18 protein-coding genes are annotated in these 14314 nt (G+C 59.7%); 8 read left to right on the top strand and 10 right to left on the bottom strand.

The genetic code is table 11. The annotated features are described in order from the left end of the window. Nucleotides 1–24: 24 nt before the first annotated feature. Both AC061P_RS06090 and AC061P_RS06085 read right to left on the bottom strand, forming a co-directional pair. Complete coding sequence (locus tag AC061P_RS06090; RefSeq protein ID WP_480392071.1) at nt 25–768, bottom strand: phosphatase PAP2 family protein; 744 nt, start codon at nt 766–768, stop codon at nt 25–27. Then, nucleotides 765–1616 (bottom strand): PPK2 family polyphosphate kinase, encoded by an 852-nt coding sequence (locus AC061P_RS06085; RefSeq protein WP_449646517.1) that lies wholly within the window; start codon nt 1614–1616, stop codon nt 765–767. Before AC061P_RS06085 ends, AC061P_RS06090 begins: the two co-directional genes overlap by 4 nt. 43 nt (nt 1617–1659) lie before the next feature. Between AC061P_RS06085 and AC061P_RS06080 the strand changes: the two genes are divergently transcribed. Continuing rightward, nucleotides 1660–2469: a DUF1206 domain-containing protein gene (locus AC061P_RS06080; RefSeq protein ID WP_449646516.1), complete on the top strand. Its 810-nt coding sequence runs from the start codon at nt 1660–1662 to the stop codon at nt 2467–2469. On the opposite strand, the gene AC061P_RS06075 is transcribed toward AC061P_RS06080, so the two are convergent. Beyond that, nucleotides 2431–3162 carry a phosphatase PAP2 family protein gene (locus tag AC061P_RS06075; protein WP_480392070.1) on the bottom strand — a complete coding sequence of 244 codons (732 nt, stop codon included), beginning with the start codon at nt 3160–3162 and terminating at the stop codon, nt 2431–2433. The two genes, AC061P_RS06080 and AC061P_RS06075, sit on opposite strands and share 39 nt — an antisense overlap. Nucleotides 3163–3322: 160 nt before the next feature. Here AC061P_RS06075 and AC061P_RS06070 point away from each other — a divergent pair, with 160 nt between their 5' ends. Then, nucleotides 3323–4309 carry a diacylglycerol/lipid kinase family protein gene (locus AC061P_RS06070; RefSeq protein ID WP_449646514.1) on the top strand — a complete coding sequence of 329 codons (987 nt, stop codon included), beginning with the start codon at nt 3323–3325 and terminating at the stop codon, nt 4307–4309. 52 nt (nt 4310–4361) lie between these two features. On the opposite strand, the gene AC061P_RS06065 is transcribed toward AC061P_RS06070, so the two are convergent. Next, nucleotides 4362–5540 (bottom strand): FUSC family protein, encoded by a 1179-nt coding sequence (locus AC061P_RS06065; RefSeq protein WP_449646513.1) that lies wholly within the window; start codon nt 5538–5540, stop codon nt 4362–4364. Next, nucleotides 5537–6217, bottom strand: a complete 681-nt coding sequence (locus AC061P_RS06060) for a response regulator transcription factor (protein WP_449646512.1) — start codon at nt 6215–6217, stop codon at nt 5537–5539. Before AC061P_RS06060 ends, AC061P_RS06065 begins: the two co-directional genes overlap by 4 nt. Nucleotides 6218–6381: 164 nt before the next feature. Between AC061P_RS06060 and AC061P_RS06055 the strand changes: the two genes are divergently transcribed. The 3 genes from AC061P_RS06055 (at nt 6382) to AC061P_RS06045 (ending at nt 7104) form a co-directional block, all read left to right on the top strand. Continuing rightward, nucleotides 6382–6555: a CsbD family protein gene (locus tag AC061P_RS06055; RefSeq protein ID WP_449646511.1), complete on the top strand. Its 174-nt coding sequence runs from the start codon at nt 6382–6384 to the stop codon at nt 6553–6555. Nucleotides 6556–6614: 59 nt separating this feature from the next. Beyond that, nucleotides 6615–6776 carry a hypothetical protein gene (locus tag AC061P_RS06050; protein WP_449646510.1) on the top strand — a complete coding sequence of 54 codons (162 nt, stop codon included), beginning with the start codon at nt 6615–6617 and terminating at the stop codon, nt 6774–6776. Nucleotides 6777–6915: 139 nt separating this feature from the next. Then, entirely contained in the window at nt 6916–7104 is a 189-nt protein-coding gene (locus AC061P_RS06045; protein WP_480392069.1) for a hypothetical protein, read from the top strand. A gap of 12 nt (nt 7105–7116) precedes the next feature. Here AC061P_RS06045 and AC061P_RS06040 read toward each other — a convergent pair whose 3' ends face one another. The 3 genes from AC061P_RS06040 to AC061P_RS06030 all read right to left on the bottom strand — a co-directional run bounded on the left by AC061P_RS06040 (nt 7117) and on the right by AC061P_RS06030 (nt 9162). Further along, on the bottom strand, nt 7117–7818 hold the full coding sequence (locus tag AC061P_RS06040; RefSeq protein WP_480392068.1) for a polyamine aminopropyltransferase: 702 nt from the start codon (nt 7816–7818) through the stop codon (nt 7117–7119). 91 nt (nt 7819–7909) lie between these two features. Beyond that, nucleotides 7910–8896 (bottom strand): FHA domain-containing protein, encoded by a 987-nt coding sequence (locus AC061P_RS06035; RefSeq protein WP_480392067.1) that lies wholly within the window; start codon nt 8894–8896, stop codon nt 7910–7912. Between the two features lie 2 nt (nt 8897–8898). Next, nucleotides 8899–9162 carry a hypothetical protein gene (locus AC061P_RS06030; RefSeq protein ID WP_449646506.1) on the bottom strand — a complete coding sequence of 88 codons (264 nt, stop codon included), beginning with the start codon at nt 9160–9162 and terminating at the stop codon, nt 8899–8901. 212 nt (nt 9163–9374) lie between these two features. On the opposite strand from AC061P_RS06030, the gene AC061P_RS06025 reads away from it, so the two are divergent. Then, the gene (locus tag AC061P_RS06025; protein WP_449646505.1) at nt 9375–9773 is read left to right on the top strand and encodes a hypothetical protein; all 399 of its coding nucleotides are present in this window, start codon (nt 9375–9377) and stop codon (nt 9771–9773) included. A 47-nt stretch (nt 9774–9820) separates the two neighbouring features. Here the strand turns inward: AC061P_RS06025 and AC061P_RS06020 are convergent, their stop codons facing one another. Both AC061P_RS06020 and AC061P_RS06015 read right to left on the bottom strand, forming a co-directional pair. Beyond that, nucleotides 9821–10387, bottom strand: coding sequence for a DUF4395 domain-containing protein (locus AC061P_RS06020; RefSeq protein ID WP_480392066.1), 567 nt, complete (start codon nt 10385–10387; stop codon nt 9821–9823). A gap of 68 nt (nt 10388–10455) precedes the next feature. Then, a complete protein-coding gene (locus AC061P_RS06015) occupies nt 10456–10911 on the bottom strand; it encodes a TlpA family protein disulfide reductase (RefSeq protein WP_480392065.1) in 456 nt (151 codons plus the stop codon). A 201-nt stretch (nt 10912–11112) separates the two neighbouring features. On the opposite strand from AC061P_RS06015, the gene AC061P_RS06010 reads away from it, so the two are divergent. Together AC061P_RS06010 and AC061P_RS06005 are read left to right on the top strand one after the other, a co-directional pair. Next, nucleotides 11113–14025: an aminotransferase gene (locus AC061P_RS06010; protein WP_480392064.1), complete on the top strand. Its 2913-nt coding sequence runs from the start codon at nt 11113–11115 to the stop codon at nt 14023–14025. A 64-nt stretch (nt 14026–14089) separates the two neighbouring features. Continuing rightward, entirely contained in the window at nt 14090–14305 is a 216-nt protein-coding gene (locus AC061P_RS06005) for a hypothetical protein (RefSeq protein WP_449646501.1), read from the top strand. The last annotated feature ends 9 nt before the right edge of the window (nt 14306–14314 follow it).

Genomic DNA, 14314 nt, shown 5'->3' with positions numbered 1-14314 from the left:
GCCAAGTCGCGACCGGAAACGTAGCTACCTCGAGACGACCGGCTGCGCACCTGAATCGACTCGCGCCGTTCGATAGGTATCTACAGCAATGACTGTGCCGAGAATAACCAGCGACAGTGCCATTGACGCAAGAACATCGCTGCTCCAGTGGTAGCCCAAATAGAGGCGACTGAGGGCGGTGGCAATCACCAGTATCACCGCCACAACATACGAGACTGCCGCGAGCTTGGGGTTGCTGCGCCGGGAAAATATCAGGAAGGTCAGGATGAGAAAGAAGTCTGCGACACCGAGCACGTGGCCAGACGGAAACGAGAATGTCATGTCTGGGCCGTACAGCATGAGGTCTTCAGGTGGCCGGCTTCGACCGACAACACGCGTGATGATCTGCACGATTATGACGCCGGTGAGGGTGCCAGCGGCCAAGAGGAACGGTCTCCACCAGCGCTCGGCTTTCACACCCCATGTGACGGTCACTGCGAGCACAATGATGGGTAGGGCAATGGGCCCAAACATCTCCGTGAAGACGATCATCAGCACCGTCGCTGTCGCTGACTGCCGGTCTTCCAACCACTCCTGTACTCCAGTGTCCATGGCGGTGAGCGCATCCGGTTGAAGCACCGACCACCACAGAGTCAGGAGACTGATAAGCCCGATAGAGATCAGTGCCGTCGCGACGATATACAGTCGCTTTTTCGTCGCGGCAGTTACGGCGCGTTCGTCGACGAAAAGCTTAGTCTTAAACCGGGAGCCCTTCGTGATTGTATTCATGCTCCGGCGACCCTTCCGCGTTCCTTTTTCAGGTCGTAATCGGGGCGCGGCCACTTCATTTCCAACTCCCTCAGTTTGCTCATCACGATTTCTTGCACGGCCAGTCGGGCGTACCACTTGTGGTTGGCGGGAATCACATACCAGGGTGCTTCATCCGTGGATGTCCGTTCCAACGCGATTTGGTAGGCATCCTGAAGTCCGGTCCATCGTTCGCGGTCATCGACGTCACTGGGGTTATATTTCCAGAGCTTCGACTTGCGGTGAAGTCGGGCAACTAGGCGCTTCTTCTGCTGTTTTTCACTGATCTGGAGCATCACTTTGATAATCACTGTGCCGTTATCGATGGCCTCCTGCTCGAAGGCGATGATCTTGTCGTAGCGGGCTTCGATGGTGTCTGGGTCCGCAAGGTTCTGCACTCGAGCGGCAAGAACATCCTCGTAGTGTGATCTGTCGAAGACACTGACCATTCCTGGTTCGGGAAGGTGTTTGCGAATTCGCCAGAGGAAGTCGTGCTTGAGTTCCTCGTCAGTTGGTGCCTTAAAGCCGTGCACAACGACGCCAGACGAGTTCATTGCCGAAAGCGCATGTTTAACGATGCCGCCTTTGCCAGAGGAGTCCATTCCTTGCAGCACGATCAGTAATGATCGTTTGCCACCCACAGTGCTGTCGGCGAAGAGTTTGCCCTGCAGTTTTCCGAGCTCACGTCGATTTTTCCGGAGCAGTGCGGTGCCGGACTTCTTAGAGGCGTTGATTCCGGGAGTTGCTTGTGGGTCTACTTCTGCGAGCCGAAACCCGGTATCGACGCGAAGCAGGTCACTGGGTGCGTTAGACCACTCTGAATTTTGCATAGGAGATAGTATCCCGCCGGAGCGCTCATCTACACTATCCGTCATGAACGAAGTTTCCGTGTCGGGCGCAGCCCGCAGCGCAAAGAATAGTACTGCTCTTCAGGTTTTGGCCCGACTGGGTTTCGCGGTCAATGGTCTCGTGCATATTCTCATCGGTGCACTCGCAATCGGGATAGCGACGGATGGCGGAAGCACTGATGCTGATCAGTCGGGAGCCTTCCAACAACTTGCATCGACACCGGGTGGGGTCTTTCTGCTCTGGTCGATTGTCATCGGCATGTTCGCTCTCGGACTCTGGTTGCTCATTTCGGCGTTCTTGATGACCGGTGGGGATTCCAAGCGTCAGTGGGCACGCCGGGTCGCTGAAGCCGCCAAGGGACTCACGTACATCGCGCTGGGAGCAACCGCAGTACCGTTCGCCCTCGGTGGCTCAACGAGTTCATCGAACAGCACGAGCAGCCTCAGCGCCATGCTGATGTCGTCTCCGGCTGGCGTCGTCGCGTTGGCTATTATCGGAGCTGCAGTCGTGGGCGTTGGTGCCTACTTCGTTCGCAAAGGAGTCACCCAGAAGTTCGTTGAGGACATATCTTTGCCTCGCGAGCCGATGCGGAAGGCTGTGCTCGGCCTAGGAATTTCGGGCTACGTTGCCAAAGGAATCGCTATCGCGATCGCCGGAATATTGGTCATTGTTGCTGCGATCACTCATGACCCAAGCAAGTCCACCGGACTTGATGGTGCGCTGACAAGTCTGGTGGCCCTTCCCTTTGGAGTTGCCCTTCTGGTTGTCATTGCGATCGGCCTGATCGGCTACGGCCTATATTGCTTCGTCCGGGCGCGTTTCGCTCGACTGTAGTTTGCGATCGTCACGAGAGCCACTGCCACCTCGGATGCGTCGCTCGCCGTCAATTTTGGCGGCAAGCGGCGCTGCGACAACAATCGCAATCCCCACTCCTAGGAGCAACGCGCCCACAGTGTCGGTGAGCCAGTGCGCCCCTAGGTAGGTGCGGCTGAGCATCATGACAACCGTGTAAAGACTCGCCGCGACCCATACCCACACTCGGGGAAAGAGGATGGAAAGCACGAGGGCCATCACTGCGGCATTTGCGACGTGTCCGGAGGGGAATGACCCGAAGTCGACGGTGACGAGAATCGTGTCGGGTCGCGTTCGGGCAAAGAAATGCTTGAGAAGCTGCACCGATCCGCCGGTGATGACCGTGGCAATAGTGAAGTACAAAGCGGCCCAGGGGCGCTTGATGAGAAGCAACGCGATGATGATTGCCCCGGGCACGATGAAACTGGCAACTACGCCTGCTCCCAGATAGTTCATGACTAATGACACCGATTGCCACAGCGGATTGCGGTTATCGGAGAGCACGGTCATCCAGAAAGTATCAACGGCGAGGGGCATCCCGTGGTCACGAACGACGATCAGCGCGCCCAAAGCCACGACCAAACCCAGGGCCACTAATCCACTCAGTAGCGGCCAGAAGCGACGGACACGTTGGGCACGGTCCGTGGCCGCATCTTCCGGATATTTCTTCTCCATGACGCAATGCTAAAACTTTCTTTCGCCAAAACGGAAACACACAGAACACCGGCGGACTTCACCGGCTAGAGTCATTTCACTGTCGACTCGGCCCATCCGAATCCCTTCGGATCCGCATCGATAACCAACGGATGATGCCCAGAAAGAGTGAGGTCGACTAATGCCTGCAACGCCGAGCAAGAACGCGTCGCGTTCGCTGACTGCCGCCGTAATTTACAACCCCATCAAGGTTGACCTTGACGCGATCAAGTCGGCCGTTGCTGTGCAGGAAGAAGCGTCAGGCTGGAATGCTACCCAGTACTTTTCTACGAGCAAGGAAGACCCTGGGCAGGGTGCAACCCACGAGGCACTGGATGCCGGGGCCGACGTAATTATTGTCGCTGGCGGCGACGGAACAGTACGTGCCGTCGCCGAAGTCGTGCATGACAGCGATGCCGCTTTGGCGTTGATGCCGTCGGGCACGGGGAACCTCTTTGCCCGCAACCTCAAGCTCCCTCTCGATGACATTGAAGGGTCGGTGCGCGCAGCGTTCACTGGCGAGGAGCGTCTCGTTGATATCGGGCTGATTGATATTCGGGACGAGAACGAGAAGCTATCTAAGCATGCATTTGTGGTTATGGCGGGTCTTGGGCTTGATGCAAAAATGTTGGTCAACACTGATGAGGAGCTGAAGAAGAAGATTGGGTGGCTGGCCTATGTTGGCGCCATTGTGAGGGCTCTCACCGATGAGAGCGAGCTTCAGCTCAAGTTTCGGCTCGACGGTGGTCGACCTCGCCGCGCTCGGGCCCACACCATCATCATTGGAAACTGTGGCTCGCTCACAGCGAATGTTCTTCTCCTCCCTGATGCAGCGCCGGATGACGGGTTCTTTGATGTCGCGGTGATGCGCCCCAAAGGGGTTGTCGGCTGGGTGCAAATCATGGGCAAAGTTTTCTGGGAAAACGGTGTTCTTCGGCGCATTAAGGGTGGCGAAGCCCTCACCACTAAGGATGTGCGCGCGTTGAACTACGTGAAGGCGAAACAGATGACGGTGCGTCTGACCAAGGCCGAAGAAATTGAACTCGACGGCGACAGCTTCGGGAAGGCGATTGCTTTCAAGACGCGCATCAAGCCGGCAGGGCTGCGGATGCGCGTTCCACAGGAGTAGTGTTCCTACGCCGACGGCAGCGCGAGTGCCACGTCACCGTCGCAAGTGCACACTAGTCAGGCTCAATAGTCGTTTGTTGCTGCTCGGCCTGCTCCGCGCGCTCGGCTTGTTCTACTCGCGCGCCCAAAGCGGCGAGGATACGCGCAATATCCATCGCGATTGCTGCTGATGCCCCCATCGTCGTGGCGGTCGCTGTGTCTTTTCTGGCATCCAGTTCCGCGGTCAATGCCGCAAGGGCATCAGTGGCAGCCGCATGGGAGGCCGCGCGTTTCTCAGGTGTTCCCCAATCGCTCAGAACCGTCGATACTGCGGCTAGCGCTGAACTCAGCACTGGACGCAGTTCGGGGCGAAGCTCGATTTTGATAGGGGTGCCCCACACTGCCCCAGTGAGCACATCGGTGATGTCGCGAACGTGAAAAGTCACGTTCTCTAGAGCAGCAAGGTCCTCGTAGTCTGCACGTAAATCGCGTCGATACCGCCGGGCCCGTGGGTTAGCTTTGCGGCTTTCGTCGGCGAGCAGTACTGCTTCACGAACCTCGCGTGAGACGTTCACGAGCATGTCTTTTGCGGATGCCCATCCGTCACGTTCTGGGGGCCAGCTTTCGGCTAGGGCGTCGGAAATCTCGGAAAGATGGGTGGATAGAACTCGCCGAAAATTGGAGAGTTGTTGGTCTACGGCGTTCTGGCTGAGCGCCGGGAAAATAAGAACGTTCACGAGAAGTCCAACAACAATGCCGAGGCTGACCTGCTCGAGGTATCCAATCGAATAGTCGTCAGCATCAGGCCCACCGATGATGAGAACGAACAGCACGGTGACGGGAATGTATTCACGGTTGGCGCCGAACCAGCCAGTGGCGGCGATGAGGGCGCCGGCACCGACGGCGAGTGACATGGTGAGAACACTCGGTGAGCTGAAAATGATTACCGCGCCAGCGAGCACTATGGCGACGGCGAGGCTTCCGAGGGTTTGCATGGCGTTCTTCATTGAGCCCATGAGCGTGGGGTACATGCTCACGATTGCACCCAACGGTGCGTAGTAGGGGTAGTTGTCTGCCACCCCGGGAAGGTAGGGCGCGATGGTCCACGCGATGCCGACAGCGAGGGCGGTTTTTGCTGCCTGCAAGATGCGCGATCGGGTGATTTCGGATCTCATCCGCCATGCCGTCTTCTTCACCGGCTCGAGCGTGTTTCCGGCCAGTTCTTGCCGCTTCCCACGCGTGGGCCACCTCATGGGCGAGCCGCTATCTCAATACCGCCGGGTGCAGGTTCCGGATGCTCGATTCTGATTCGATCGGGGCGAAAGCCGTGCTCAATCCCCCACAGCACTGCGTTCGTTCTGCTGTTGACACCGATGCTTCGGTAGCAGCTTCGGATGTAGGTCTTGATTGAGTTAATTGAGAGGTGGGTTCGTTCCGCGATCTCTACGTTCGAGAGGCCCTGGGTGATGAGGGCCAATACTTCTGCTTCGCGCTCGGTGAGGCCTTCTTCGCGTCCCGGCCAGTCACCTCCGATGACGATCGGGGTGCCGGTCTCGCCCAGATGAACGCGCTCGCCCCCGTTGCGAATTGCTTCGAGCGCGGCAACGAGGAGGGCCGCTGGCAGGCCTTTCGAAATGTATCCCCCCGCGCCATGGGTAATCGCAGTGTTCACGAGCGCCGGATCAAGGTTCCACGAATAGACGACTACCGCGGCGACGTTGGGGTTGGATGCCAGCTGCCGCACCGCTGCACGGTCGCCTTGGGTGGATGCGAAAGTGTCGTAAAGGGCAATATCTACGTGTTCGCTGACTTGCTTGTTGAGGTCGAGTTCGACGACGCGAATCCGATTCTGGTAGGAGCGCAACATGCCGACAACTCCGCGTGCAACGACCTCGTAGTCGTTGACTAGGGCAACTCGAACTTCGTTCATGCGTCAACGATAGGGCGTGCTTTTCGGAACTCAGCGATTCTTCACCCTTTAGGGTGAAGCCGCCCCGGTATCCCCCAGAATACTCTCAGCTTTTGGGTGTTTATTTATGCCCCAATAATCGCGGACGGTGTCCGCTTATCCCCCAGAAGAGTAGGAGCTCAATCATGAGTGCATCAGACAAGATCGAAAACTCAGCTGAAGACCTCAAGGGCAAAACCAAAGAGGCTGCTGGTAAAGCTACCGACAATGAGGAGCTTGTTGCTGAGGGAAAGACTGATCAGGCTAAGGCAGATCTGAAGAAGGCTGGCGAGAACATCAAAGACGCGGTTACGGACTAACGTTCCGCGTCATCCCTAGCAATACCCACCCGCATTTCCTTTCGAAAGGTTCGATTCCCATGAACACGCTTCTTATTATCGTGGCGGTTGTTGCCGTCATCCTGCTCCTGACCGGTGGGCTAGTTCAGTCGCTGAACTTCCTCCTCTGGGTTGGCGTTGTGTTGGCCGTTCTCGCCATCATCGTTTTCCTCGCTCGCAAGCTCACTGGCGGTCGGGTTTAACACTCGCCGCTCGGTGAACTAGCACAAGCAGTTCATCCCGACCTCCCCCAGTGTCGCTTGAACTGATCGAGGGGTGCAGGGCCAGTACGGCCCTGCACCCCTCCCCTTTTTTCACCACGATGAACCACGAGGCCCCGCAATGCGCAGAAGATTAACCGCTCAAGCGGATGGTGGCCAATGTGAGCCCTCTCCCGTTCCTGAAGCCCAGGTCGGTGCCGATACGGATGAGACGGTGGCACCATTCCCGCCGCTACCGGCAACCGCGCATGCGGCACGAGCGTCGAATGACAAGCCCATCGTTGAATGGTCAGACGAACGAAGCTTCTAGGGCGAGGCGGAGCTACGCTCCCCGAGTCGCGACGTACACCGTATTGGATGACACCCCACCGGTGAGCGCATTGTCGAAGTCGACGGCGTGGGCGAGCGGGTTCGCAAAGACTTGGCCAAGGCGATCCATGAATTCGGCGTCGGACGGGTCATCCGACCAGAGTGCGAAAACTCCGCCGATGGTGAGATGAGCGCGCACGCGCCGCAAACCCTCAACGGTATAGAGGTCGGCGTGACTGGGGTCTAGTTGGTGGCGGGGCGAGTGGTCGACATCCAGAAGGATCACGTCATACGGCTCGGTCGGTTCTGCACGCATTACTGCGAAGAAGTCCGCGTGGGTGAGGGTGGTGCGGCTATCGCCGGTAAGTTCTGCGGAGACCGGGAGGAGGCCCCGATTGTGCCAATCAATTACAGCGGGCAAGGCGTCGATGACCTCAAGTGAGGCTACGCGGGGATCGGCGAGGGCGGCAACTGCTGTGTAGCCGAGACCCAAGCCGCCGTTAACTACACGCAGCTTGTCGCCGCTAGCTGCAGCCAACCCGAGGTCAGAGAGCGCAATCTCGGCAACAGTGAACAAGCTTGACATGAGGTACTCCTCGCCAAGTTTCACCTCATAGACGTCAACGTCGAGTGTTGGTTCGCGTCGACGCCGCAGGGTGAGCTCGCCCATCGGGGTCTCTTGAAAGTCGAGCTCTTCAAAGCGGGAGATTGCCATGACTTGAGCCTACGTGTGTGAAGGGCCGAAACGGCCCGGTATAGATAAGGTCGCTCAGCGGCATATATGGAGCGAAGCGTTCGAAGTGTTGCTAGCGCGTCTCCGGAACTTCTGGTCCCTCCGGCAGCACCACGGGTTCCGACTCTGCGCGATGGCGCCCAGGTTGCGGTTTCTGATGACCCATCTCGCCGCCGATTCGACCGCCAAAGGGGCGACCGTGGTCGGCATACTCTTCGCGGAAGAATCCAATGCGCCACTCGCCCATTTCCATGAGCGCGCCGGTGCGCAGAGTGCGGGAGCCTGCTTCTTGACCGGTGAGTGGTCGAGAGCCGCCGCCGACGGCTCCGAACGAGCGAAGCACGTACTCGTCCTCGTTGTCGTGGCGAATTTCGGCGTGGATGGGATCGAGACCGGGCAGCTGCAGGTCTGCCGACGTTGATGACCCGATGGTGGTGACATCCGACCGCAATTCGAACTCCCGCGGCATCTGGCCGTTCCAATTTTCGGAGCCGACGACAAAGAACAACCTCGGCCGTCCGGCTCCGGGCGCATAGTGCGTCGTCGTAACCCTGCGGCGAATGGTGCGGTCGAAGGTGGGAACGAGCGGAAACAGTGTTCCGGGCGGAAACTGCATCCGCGAGTCGCCCGCGGAGGCGGCATCCCGCCGACGCAGCATTGGTGCGAGCGCCGCTCGGCTGCCCAATGCGATGTGCGGCGACCCTGTCAACACTCGCTGAGCCACCGAGGGCTTGATCGCGCCAATGCGGGCGATCAAGCCGAGCGGCCCAGACAGTGAGACGGTGAGCCCTCTTTCAGCGAACGCCTTTGCCACAATGCGCGCCTCTTTGAGCTTCACGGATCGTGCTTGCAGAAACAGCTCCGGGTTACTCGAGAACACGTCGATGTCGGTGCCGTGCGCTCTGACCGTTCCCGTCATCGTCTCTGTCTCAAGCCGTGATGCTCCGGTCTCGCCATTGCCCGAAGTCGCGGCATCCGTGTCATCGAGAATTGGTTCGATGAGTGAGAACGCCAGATCGATGTCGAGCCTCGTGGCGGCACTCGTCGTTGAGGTACTCATCGTTACGGGGCGAGCGGTTCAGAGCCGGATCCTTCACTGGTGGTCACCCTGAGGGTGCCGTTGAGTTTCCACGTCGCGCGAGGCGCATCCTGACCAACATCGCGGGGAACTTCGACAGTCATATCAATGAAGCTGTAGTCGATGACGGCGCTTCGACCGGTGAGATACGACCACATTTCCTTTCCAAGATCGGTCCAGTCTTGGATGTTGTGGGCGTCTGGGCCTGAGCCGTTTTCGGCGGCTGAGGGGCTGTTGATATCAGACATGGTTTCGTCCTTTTCGCTCGCGTTGAGGAATCGGGCAACCATCGTGATCGTTAGCCGCCCACTGTGATGCCACAGTAATCGAGCGCCAACGGAGTAGGAAGAGTTGCCGTCGAGGTCACGGCATTCTCACTGGGAAGGGCATCGTGCACAGACGATGCCGCCAACACCCGATGTCGCTGTACTTTGCCAGTTGCCGACCGCAGAATGTTGACATGACTCGGTTTGCGATCGACGCCCCCACTGCGATTCGCCTCGCTCGCGAGCAGGTCACAATCAGCGAGGAGCATCAACTTGTCGGGCCGAATGTCTTGCGCTCCCACGCGCTCTCGATTCTTTACAGGGAGGTGCGCGCAGGAACGGCGAACCGGGCTGAAGCTCTCGAAACATTGCGCTACATAACAACAATGCGCATCCGTCTCCTAGGCGATCGTGTCTCACGCGCGACGGCGTGGAAGATTGCCGAGAGCCTCGATTGGGCTGACACGAACGACGCCGAGTACATCGCCGTCGCGCAACTTCAGGCTGATGCCTTTGTCACTGTGGATGCCGACTTCCGTCGGCGCATCAACGGCGTTGTCACGGTGGCGTCGTGGGAGTCGCTCCTCAGTTAGTGGGCGCGCTTCCCGCTGACGCAGTGCGACACGATCGAACCAACAAGTTAGGCGGCGGAGCGAGTCCGACCAACAAGTCCAGCGCGCACGAGCAGTACGTAGAGCTGGCATCCGAGGCAGTAGTCGAAGACTGAATTGAGGAACGCGGCGATGAATGCCAGACCCGCGAAGATCACGAGAGCGTAGGGCACGGCTGCGAGGTGCAGCACAATGCCGATGGCGGTGATGACGAAGCCGATACCCTGCGAGAACGTGGGTGGGCGCGGGTCTTCGAGGTGGCTTGGTGCACTCAGGCGCGGACGAATCACTGCTTTGAAGAAGAGTCCGTAGGGGTGACGTTGGATGCCGGCGAAGGCTCCCCACGCAAAGAGTGCAGCGATGAGGCTGAAGAGAATGAAGGCAGGCTGGCTGGCGCGCTCGGCGATCGTGGCCGGGAGCGCTGCTGCGGCATCCAGTCCGAGGCCGATCACTGTGAGCAGCAGCACGGCGGTGATACCTGCGCCGAAGCGAGGGCCGCGCGGGTCAATTCCGGGTTGCCCAGGCTTGGCGGCAAGCGCCGCCTTGGAGCCTGCAAGCGGAGTCGTGCCCGGCGTGCTGGTGTCATTCGTGGTCATTGTTTTCGCAATCTGTGCTGTCCCGGGCGGGAGCGTTGTCTCGGAGTGGCGGGTGCGCTGACGGGCTGTTAGACCAACACGGGGCTGAGCATCCGGTCGAGTTCGGCACGGAGGTCGTTGATCTTGGGGGCGCCACCGATGCGAGCCTGCAGCACACCGTTGCCATCGAGGATGAACGTGGTTGGTGACTGCAACAGGTTGAACTGGTTGGCGATCTCGGGGCGTGATGTGACATCCACTTCGACATGAACGACTGAACCGGTTCCGTCATCGAATTCGTCAGCGAGGCCGCTGAGAAGAGTTCGGGTGACCTTGCACGGTGTGCAGACTTCGGTAGAGAACTGCAGAAGGGTGACACGGTTTCCGAACGGGGCGGTGCCGGGAATCGTGATGCGATTCTCGCCGGCGGCTGCTGCTGCAACGGGGGTTGTTGTTCGTTGGATACGGCCGGTTCTGGCACGCCAGACTAGGCCCAGCGCGGTGGCGAGTGCCACGAGGCCAAGAAGCACAGTCAGGGTTTCCACGGCGTCCACCTTTCAAGAGTATGGGGGCTTCTGTTGCGTCATCGTTGTGTGACGAGAAGTTACTCAGGACAAGTCGAATGCGACTTCAGATATTCCGAGAAGGTTAGCGCTGCCAAACAGGGCTGTGGCCTAGATTGGATGCGCGGCTGCCGCACGGATATCCGCGACACTTGCGTGTGGAGACTCACGAGCGGAATTACTGTGAAAGATACGTCGACCTCGAGCGAGTTCTCCCTTGTGCAAGACCCACCTCCGGAGATTTCTGAGCAGGATGCCGCGGCTTTCGCCGACACCGTCTTTGGCATCGCTGCCACTGCCCGTTCGCTCGGCAGCCATCAGGACCGCAATTTCCTTCTGGAGGGCGCGGAAGAACGCACTCTCCTCAAGATTTCTAACCCCGCAAGTTCCCGGGCTGAGCTCGAGGCACAATCTCTCGCCGCCGCCCATCTTGCCGCACGCGAGCCGAGCATCCGGGTGCCCCTCACTCGCACCGGGCGTGATGGTGCACGCGTTCAGGAGCTCTCGGTCGACGGCCGGATATTACACGCCCGCGTTCTCGACTTCATTAGCGGCACTCCCCTCTCTGGCGGGCGCTACCTTTCCCCGCACGCTGTGCGCGCGATCGGAACACTCGCGGCTCGTGTTGCCGTCGCGTTCGCGGACTTCGATGCCCCCGGCGTCGAGCGCTCGAACCAGTGGGATCTTCGTCGCGCTTCGACGGTGCTCGACGCCCTCCTCCCCTATGTTGACGACGATGCGCTCCGTGCGCGCCTTCGCGAGACGAGCGATGCCGCTTGGGCGACGGTGTCCACTTTGGCCGCTGAGCTTCCGGTTCAGACAATCCACGGTGACCTCACCGACGACAATGTCGTCTCAAACGACACGCTCACGGGCATTCCCGACGGGATCATCGACTTCGGCGATGTCAACCGGAGTTGGGCTGTCGGCGAGATTGCGATCACGGTCTCCTCGCTTTTGCACCACGACGGGGCAACGCTGCCATCTGTGCTGCGCGCGGTCTCCGCGTACCACTCGATCCGCCCGCTCTCGTTTGCCGAAACAGAAGTGCTCTGGCCGCTTGTGGTGATCCGCGGCACCATCCTCGTCGCCAGCGGGCATCATGTGCAGGCGACCGATCCCGACAATGAGTATGCGAGCGAGAATTTGTTGCACGAGGTGCGCATCTTCGAGCAGGCTACCTCGGTTCCGCTAACCGTCGCGAACGAACTAGTTCGCAGTGCGCTCGGACATGATGGCCGCCAAGCGAGCCTGCCAGCGAACAGAATGCTAATTCCCGCGCTCAATCCGAGCGCAATCGAAGTGCTGGATTTCTCGGCAACGAGCGCGGCACTCAACAATGGGCGCTGGCTCAACGACGACGCCGAAGCGGAGATCGCCGCCGAGGCCATCACCGCTGGTGCTTCCGGCGCGCTTACACGCTTTGCCGAGCCCCGGCTCACACGAGCGCGTATCCCGGTCGATCCAGAGCCCGTGAACACTCCGCTCGGCATCGAGCTCACACTGTCCGAGCCGCAGGAGCTGGCCGCGCCGTGGCCGGGCACTGTCACGCACAGCGCCGACGGCGTCGAGTTCCGAGGCGACGGCATCCTCCTCACTCTTGAGGGTGTCAAAGCGCTTGTTCCCACTGGCACCGAGGTGGATGCTGGCGCGCCAATCGGCCACGTCCAGAATCGACTCCGCGTGCGGGCATCCCTCGGCGATGTCGCGGTGCCCTGGCTTGTCAGCCCGGACCTGGCTACCGCCTGGCGCTCTCTCGCGTGCGATCCAACACCGCTCGTGTTTGGCGAGACGCTTCCCAGCGCCGACCGAGATTCGGCCGCCCTGATCGCTCGCCGGCGCGACACTTTCGCTGATGCGCAAGAGTTCTATTATGACGAACCTCCGATGATGGTGCGCGGCTGGAAGGAGTATCTCGTTGACGCTGATTCCCGCGTCTACGTTGATGTTCTTAACAACGTCACTTCGATCGGACATGCACACCCACGCCTCGTCGTCGCCGTCACTCGGCAGTGGAGCCTGCTCAACACCAACTCCCGTTTCAACTATCCGGAAGTCGTGGAGTTTTCCGAGCGTTTGAGCGCGCTGCTCCCCGATCCCCTCAATTCCGTCTTCCTTGTGAATAGTGGCTCGGAGGCGGTTGACCTCGCGCTGCGCATTGCCCGGGCGTGGAAAGCACGCAGCGATGTACTCGCCGTTCGTGAGGCCTACCACGGCTGGACTTACCTTTCGGATGCCGTATCCACATCGATCGCGGACAACCCTGGCGCCCTCAGCACGCGGCCAGACTGGGTGCACACTGTCGATGCGCCGAACAGTTACCGCGGCAAGTATCGCGGCACGGAGTCCAGCCGCTATGCGGACGAGGCTGTTGCCGAGATCGAACGTCTGGCCGCCGCCGGAACCCCTGTTGGCGCCTTCATCGCAGAAACTTTCTATGGCAATGCGGGTGGAATCGCCCTGCCTGACGGCTACCTCGACGCTGTCTACGGCGCAGTGCGCAAACATGGCGGCCTTGCCATCGCCGACGAAGTGCAGGTCGGCTATGGCCGCCTCGGCAAGTGGTTCTGGGGTTTCGAGCAGCAGGATGTTGTGCCGGATATCGTTGCGGTCGCCAAGGCTATGGGCAACGGGCATCCGCTCGGCGCAGTCATCACGACGCCAGAGATTGCCGCCCACTACCGCTCGCAGGGCTACTTTTTCTCGTCAGCAGGCGGCAGCCCGGTGTCGAGCGTTGTCGGCCTCACGGTGCTCGATGTGATCCGAGATGAGAAGTTGCAGGAGAACGCCGTCGCGACCGGCGGTTACCTCAAGAAACGCCTCGCCTCGCTAGGCGAGCGCCACCCGCTGGTCGGAACCGTGCACGGCAGCGGCTTCTATCTCGGTCTTGAATTTGTGCGAGACAGGGCAACGCTAGAACCAGCCACCGAGGAAACCGAAGCTATTTGTGAGCGCCTGCGTGAAGTGGGCGTCATCGTTCAGCCCACGTCGGACCACCAGTGCGTGCTGAAGATCAAACCGCCGATGTGTCTCACGCGCGCAAGTGCCGACGCCTTCGTCGATGCCCTTGACCGCGTACTGACGAACGGGTGGTGATGTTGACAGGGTAGGTCGCTATTCTTTAGCCCACACGATGACGTGCAACGGAAAAGAGGAGCTCATGCCTTACTTCACCGTCAACAAGAATGCCCAGCCGAACACCGGCGACCACGAGGTTCATGACTTGGCGTCGACACGGGGCTGTCTGCCCAGCGTCGAGAATCGCACCGATCTCGGCGAATTCGCCTCGTGCAGCGAAGCTGTGAATGCCGCAAAGAATCAGTACTCGAAGGTTAACGGTTGTTTCTGGTGTGCCATCGCCTGCCACACGACCTGACTCCGCTTG

The sequence above is a fragment of the Rhodoglobus sp. G.S.4 genome (genome assembly GCF_056619605.1).
Note: the sequence above shows the minus strand (reverse complement) of the source record. Positions and strands in the feature narration are given on the sequence as shown.

Coding starts and splice junctions, on each gene's coding strand:
- AC061P_RS06090 (WP_480392071.1), bottom strand. CDS start 768: ATGAATACAATCACGAAGGGCTCCCGGTTTAAGACTAAGCTTTTCGTC.
- AC061P_RS06085 (WP_449646517.1), bottom strand. CDS start 1,616: ATGCAAAATTCAGAGTGGTCTAACGCACCCAGTGACCTGCTTCGCGTC.
- AC061P_RS06080 (WP_449646516.1), top strand. CDS start 1,660: ATGAACGAAGTTTCCGTGTCGGGCGCAGCCCGCAGCGCAAAGAATAGT.
- AC061P_RS06075 (WP_480392070.1), bottom strand. CDS start 3,162: ATGGAGAAGAAATATCCGGAAGATGCGGCCACGGACCGTGCCCAACGT.
- AC061P_RS06070 (WP_449646514.1), top strand. CDS start 3,323: ATGCCTGCAACGCCGAGCAAGAACGCGTCGCGTTCGCTGACTGCCGCC.
- AC061P_RS06065 (WP_449646513.1), bottom strand. CDS start 5,540: ATGAGGTGGCCCACGCGTGGGAAGCGGCAAGAACTGGCCGGAAACACG.
- AC061P_RS06060 (WP_449646512.1), bottom strand. CDS start 6,217: ATGAACGAAGTTCGAGTTGCCCTAGTCAACGACTACGAGGTCGTTGCA.
- AC061P_RS06055 (WP_449646511.1), top strand. CDS start 6,382: ATGAGTGCATCAGACAAGATCGAAAACTCAGCTGAAGACCTCAAGGGC.
- AC061P_RS06050 (WP_449646510.1), top strand. CDS start 6,615: ATGAACACGCTTCTTATTATCGTGGCGGTTGTTGCCGTCATCCTGCTC.
- AC061P_RS06045 (WP_480392069.1), top strand. CDS start 6,916: ATGCGCAGAAGATTAACCGCTCAAGCGGATGGTGGCCAATGTGAGCCC.
- AC061P_RS06040 (WP_480392068.1), bottom strand. CDS start 7,818: ATGGCAATCTCCCGCTTTGAAGAGCTCGACTTTCAAGAGACCCCGATG.
- AC061P_RS06035 (WP_480392067.1), bottom strand. CDS start 8,896: ATGAGTACCTCAACGACGAGTGCCGCCACGAGGCTCGACATCGATCTG.
- AC061P_RS06030 (WP_449646506.1), bottom strand. CDS start 9,162: ATGTCTGATATCAACAGCCCCTCAGCCGCCGAAAACGGCTCAGGCCCA.
- AC061P_RS06025 (WP_449646505.1), top strand. CDS start 9,375: ATGACTCGGTTTGCGATCGACGCCCCCACTGCGATTCGCCTCGCTCGC.
- AC061P_RS06020 (WP_480392066.1), bottom strand. CDS start 10,387: ATGACCACGAATGACACCAGCACGCCGGGCACGACTCCGCTTGCAGGC.
- AC061P_RS06005 (WP_449646501.1), top strand. CDS start 14,090: ATGCCTTACTTCACCGTCAACAAGAATGCCCAGCCGAACACCGGCGAC.